The sequence below is a fragment of the Nonomuraea corallina genome, assembly GCF_027620315.1.
Lineage (GTDB): Bacteria > Actinomycetota > Actinomycetes > Streptosporangiales > Streptosporangiaceae > Nonomuraea > Nonomuraea corallina.
The window spans coordinates 1-3,958 of record NZ_JAPNNL010000304.1 but is presented as its reverse complement, the minus strand read 5'-3'; the positions used below and the strand labels follow the sequence as shown (position 1 = coordinate 3,958).

Sequence of the window (3,958 nt, the reverse complement as noted above, 5' to 3'; positions counted from 1 at the left end):
GGGGCGGCGCTCCCGTGGCCGGGTCACGCCCTGGCGGCGCGGCCCGCGCCCGCGGCGGAGGCGCTCGCCCCGGTCGCCGGTCTGGTCCCGGTCCTGGCCTGGCTCGGGCACGCCGCGCTCATCCTGGCGGTGGTGCTGCTGGCCGCCCAGGCCGGGCGGTGGCTGGCCCGGCTGCTGCGCCAGCCCGAAGTCATCGGGGAGATCGTCCTCGGCATGGTGTGCGGCCCGGCCCTGCTCGCGCTCGCCGGTCCCGACCTCACGCAGGCGCTGCTGCCCCCGCAGGTGCTCGCCGTGATCCGCGCGGTCGGCCACGTCGGGCTGATCCTCTTCCTGGTCGCCGTGGTCCACGAGCTGCGCTCGGCCGCTGTCCGGGTGAACGGCCGCACGGTGACGTGGACCGCCGTCGGGGCCGGCGTCGTGCCGCTCGCCGCAGGCGGCGTCCTGGCCGCCTACGTCCTGCTCGCGGCGGAGCCGGCGGTGCGGGGCGGCGCGCCCGCCGCCCCGCTGGCCGTCTTCCTGCTCGCCTCGCTCACCGTCACCGCGGTGCCCGTGCTCGCCAGGATCCTGGCCGACAAGGCGGCGGTCGGCACCAGGATCGGCCGGATCTCCATGACCGTCGCGGTGATCGTCGACGCCGGCGCGTGGCTGCTGGTCGTCCTCGCCGTCGGCCTGATGAACGGCGGGCCGGGCAGCCTGCCCTGGTTCGCGCTGCTGATCGCCGGCGGTCTGGCCGTGACGGCGCTGGCCCGGCGGCTGCTCGCCGCCGCCCGGGTCACCGCGGCCGTCGCCCGCCACCCCCGGGCGGCCTCGGTCGTCGTCGCGGGGGCCGCGCTGGCCGCCGCCGCCGTCATGGGCACCTTCGGATTCGCTGACATTTTCGGCGCGGTGTTCATCGGATTGGCGATTCCTGTAAAGATCGGAGCATGGTCACAGGCCGTCGGGACGGTCGCTCGGGTCGGTCACAGACTGGTTCCGGTCTATTTCGTGGTGGCGGGCATCGCCGTGTTCGCCGCCGGGCTCGGCTCGGCCGGCTGGACGCTGATCGCCCTCTGCGTGGCCCTCGGCATCGCGGGCAAGGTCGGCGGGGGCTACGCCGGCGCGAGGATGGGCGGCGCCTCCCGCGCCGACAGCCTGCTGCTCGGCGTCCTGCTCAACACCCGGGGCCTGACGGAGCTGGTGGTCCTTCAGGCGGGCTTCGCCGCCGGGATCCTCACCCCTGCGCTGTACGCGGCCCTCGTGGTGATGGCACTGGTGACCACCGGGCTGACCGGCCCGGCGTACACCCTGCTCACCCGGCGTCACCCCGTCGCGGAGCCCGTGCCGCACGACGTGCCGCCCGCGGCGCCGGAGGGGCAGACCTCCCGCGCCACGAAATGAATCGACGCCGCGTCGAGAAAAGCCCGCGTTCCGGCGCGCCGAAATCTAGCGACTTTTCGCATATATTCTTACTTACAGGTGTCATCGCGTGCACGCTGAACGTTGAGCAGTCAGGACGGTCCAGGTGCGAGTGCGAGCGTTAGGTCCGATTCGCGTTTCGATTTCCGATTTCGACATCGAGTTGGGATCGCCACTCCAACGAAGCCTGTTCGCGGTCCTGGCCATGAACGCCGACCGGGTGGTGAGCAAGCAGTACCTCATCGAGGCGCTCTGGGGTCTCACGACCCCTCCCACCGTGGAGAGCAGCATCTACACCTACGTCGCGCGGCTGCGTCAGCTGCTGGAGCCGCAGCGCCCGCGCAGGGCGCCGTCACGGTTCCTCATGCTGAGCAGCTCCGGCTACCGGCTCGCGCTGGAGCCCTGCCAGGTGGACGCGCTGGCGTTCACCCGGGCCGTGTGCAGGGCCAGGGCGCGCATGGAGACCGGCGACCTGCGCGGAGCGCTGGAGTGGTTCGACGACGCCATGGACCTGTGGCACGGGCCGACGCCGCTCGCCGACGCGGTGGGACCCTACGCCGAGGCGGAGCGGGCGCGCCTCGCCGAGATCCACTTCACCGCCGTGGAGGACCGGCTCGCCCTCCTCATCGGCCTCGGCCGGCCCGCCGAGGTCATCGGGGAGCTCGCCGCCCTGACCGTGAAGTACCCCCTGCGCGAGCGGATCCGGCTGCTGCTCATGATCGCCCACCACCGCACCGGCCGCTCGGCGGAGGCGCTGGCGGAGTTCCGCGACCTGCGGCAGCGGCTGGTCGGCGAGCTCGGCCTCGAGCCCGGCGAGGAGCTGCAGCGCTATCACATGCAGATCCTGCAGGGCGAGATCGGCCCACTGCCCTCCTCCGTGGTCCCCGCCCTGCGCTGACCGCCTGCGGTGCTCCTCACCCGCCGGGGGTCAGCAGGCGGTGGCGGCGCTCCTGGAGCTCCTCGTGGCGCCGGCGCAGCGTCTCCTGACGGCCGCGCAGCTCCTCCATCATCCCGCGCGTCCACTCCACCACGGAGTCGACCGCCTTGCGCGTCTCCATGACGCGGCGGTGCCGCCGGGCGTCGATCGCCATGTGGTTGAAGAACACCTCGGCGAAGGGCGCCTCGACGTCCGGCAGCCGCGGGTTCGCGGTGATGCCGAGGTCGGCCAGCTCGCGGGCGAAGGCGTCGAGGGCGCGCTGGGCCCGCCAGGCGGCCTCGTCGGCCTTGCCCAGCTCCCCGTGCTTGATGAACCCGGCGACGGTGTTCTGGCTGATGAGGTCGAACGTGGAGGCGCCGCGGGCCCGGCCGAGAGCGGCCGTGACCGCCTCCAGCGCCTCCAGGCTCCTGTCCCCCTCCGCCAGCGCCTCCTCGGTCTCGCGCAGCTCGGCGCCGGCGCCGGCCAGGTCGTCGGTGAGCGGGACGAGCTCGGCCATCACCCGAGGATCGCCGCTCTCGCGCAGCAGCCGCTCCTTGCGGTCCAGCGCCGCGGCCAGGTCGGCGGGGGCCGAGGCGAGCTCGTCCAGCTCGGCCGTCAGCCCTTCCAGGTCGGCGCGCAGCCATTCCAGCCGGCTGCGCGCCGACTCGGCCTGCCGTCCGGCCGCCTCGGCGGCCAGCCGCTCGCGCGCCAGCTTCTCCTCCTTGCCGCCGGTCAGCGTGGCCAGGAACGCGGCGAACGTGGTGCCCTCCAGCCGGGCCACGTCCGAACGCGCGGCCTCCCGCTCCTCCTCCAGCCCGGCGAGCCGGGCCTCGGCCTCCTCGATCTCGGCGGTGAGCGCCTCCCGCCGCCGGGCGAGCCGCTCGTTGCGGTGCGCCCGCTCGGCGTGCCGGCGGATGTCCTCGTCCACGGGGTCGGTGCCCATGGTCCCTCCTAGCTCCGGAGCGTCGGTCCGGTCGGGGTCAGACGGGTTTGAGCCGCAGCAGCATCTCCGGCCCGCGCTCCGACAGCCGCTCGTACGCGATCTTCCCGAGCAGCCACGCCCCCAGCCATCCGGTGCCGACGCCCGCCACGATGCCCGCTCCCCACTGGATCACCGGCGAGTCGAGCGTCATGCCGAGCGCCACCACGCCCGCCGTGGGCGCCAGGCAGGCCGTCTGGGCGAGCAGCATCAGCCGCCGGACCGGCGGGGCGAGCGACTTGCCGGTGCCCGGCACGGGGTTGTCCAGCCCGACCGGGTAGGGCGCGATGACCGAGAACAGGACCACCAGCCCCGAGCCGATGCCGATCATGGCGGGGAGCAGCGCCACCGCGTACGGGATGGCGATCTCGGCGTCGGGGCCGGTGGCGGGGATGACCACGGCGGAGACGGCCACGCCGATCGGCGCGAAGACCGCCATCCAGCCGAGCTGCCGGCCGCGCACCTCGGCGCGCTCCGTGCCGGGTGTGGTGAGCGTCAGCCAGTAGGCGCTGCCGTCGAACCCGAAGAGGTTGGCCGCCTCGCTGCACGCCACCGACAGGGCCAGCACCCCGGCCAGCGGCATGAAGTACGGCCACAGGAAGCCGCCCACGAGCCCGTAGCCGATCCCGGCGGCCACGGTGACCACCACGATGATGCGCATCTCGTAG

The 3,958-nt window shown here is 74.0% G+C and carries 3 protein-coding genes and 1 pseudogene; 2 read left to right on the top strand and 2 right to left on the bottom strand.

The annotated features are described in order from the left end of the window. Positions 1-1,377: cation:proton antiporter (locus tag OUY22_RS36015; RefSeq protein WP_270159797.1), on the top strand; the 1,377-nt coding region annotated here is incomplete at its 5' end. A gap of 181 nt (positions 1,378-1,558) precedes the next feature. Further along, positions 1,559-2,293 carry an AfsR/SARP family transcriptional regulator gene (locus tag OUY22_RS36010; protein ID WP_270159796.1) on the top strand — a complete coding sequence of 245 codons (735 nt, stop codon included), beginning with the start codon at positions 1,559-1,561 and terminating at the stop codon, positions 2,291-2,293. Positions 2,294-2,309: 16 nt separating this feature from the next. On the opposite strand, the gene OUY22_RS36005 is transcribed toward OUY22_RS36010, so the two are convergent. Both OUY22_RS36005 and OUY22_RS36000 read right to left on the bottom strand, forming a co-directional pair. Then, entirely contained in the window at positions 2,310-3,254 is a 945-nt protein-coding gene (locus OUY22_RS36005) for a coiled-coil domain-containing protein (RefSeq protein ID WP_270159795.1), read from the bottom strand. 37 nt (positions 3,255-3,291) lie between these two features. Next, a pseudogene (locus tag OUY22_RS36000) lies at positions 3,292-3,958 on the bottom strand (hypothetical protein); the annotation flags it as partial.

Coding starts and splice junctions, on each gene's coding strand:
- OUY22_RS36005 (WP_270159795.1), bottom strand. CDS start 3,254: ATGGGCACCGACCCCGTGGACGAGGACATCCGCCGGCACGCCGAGCGG.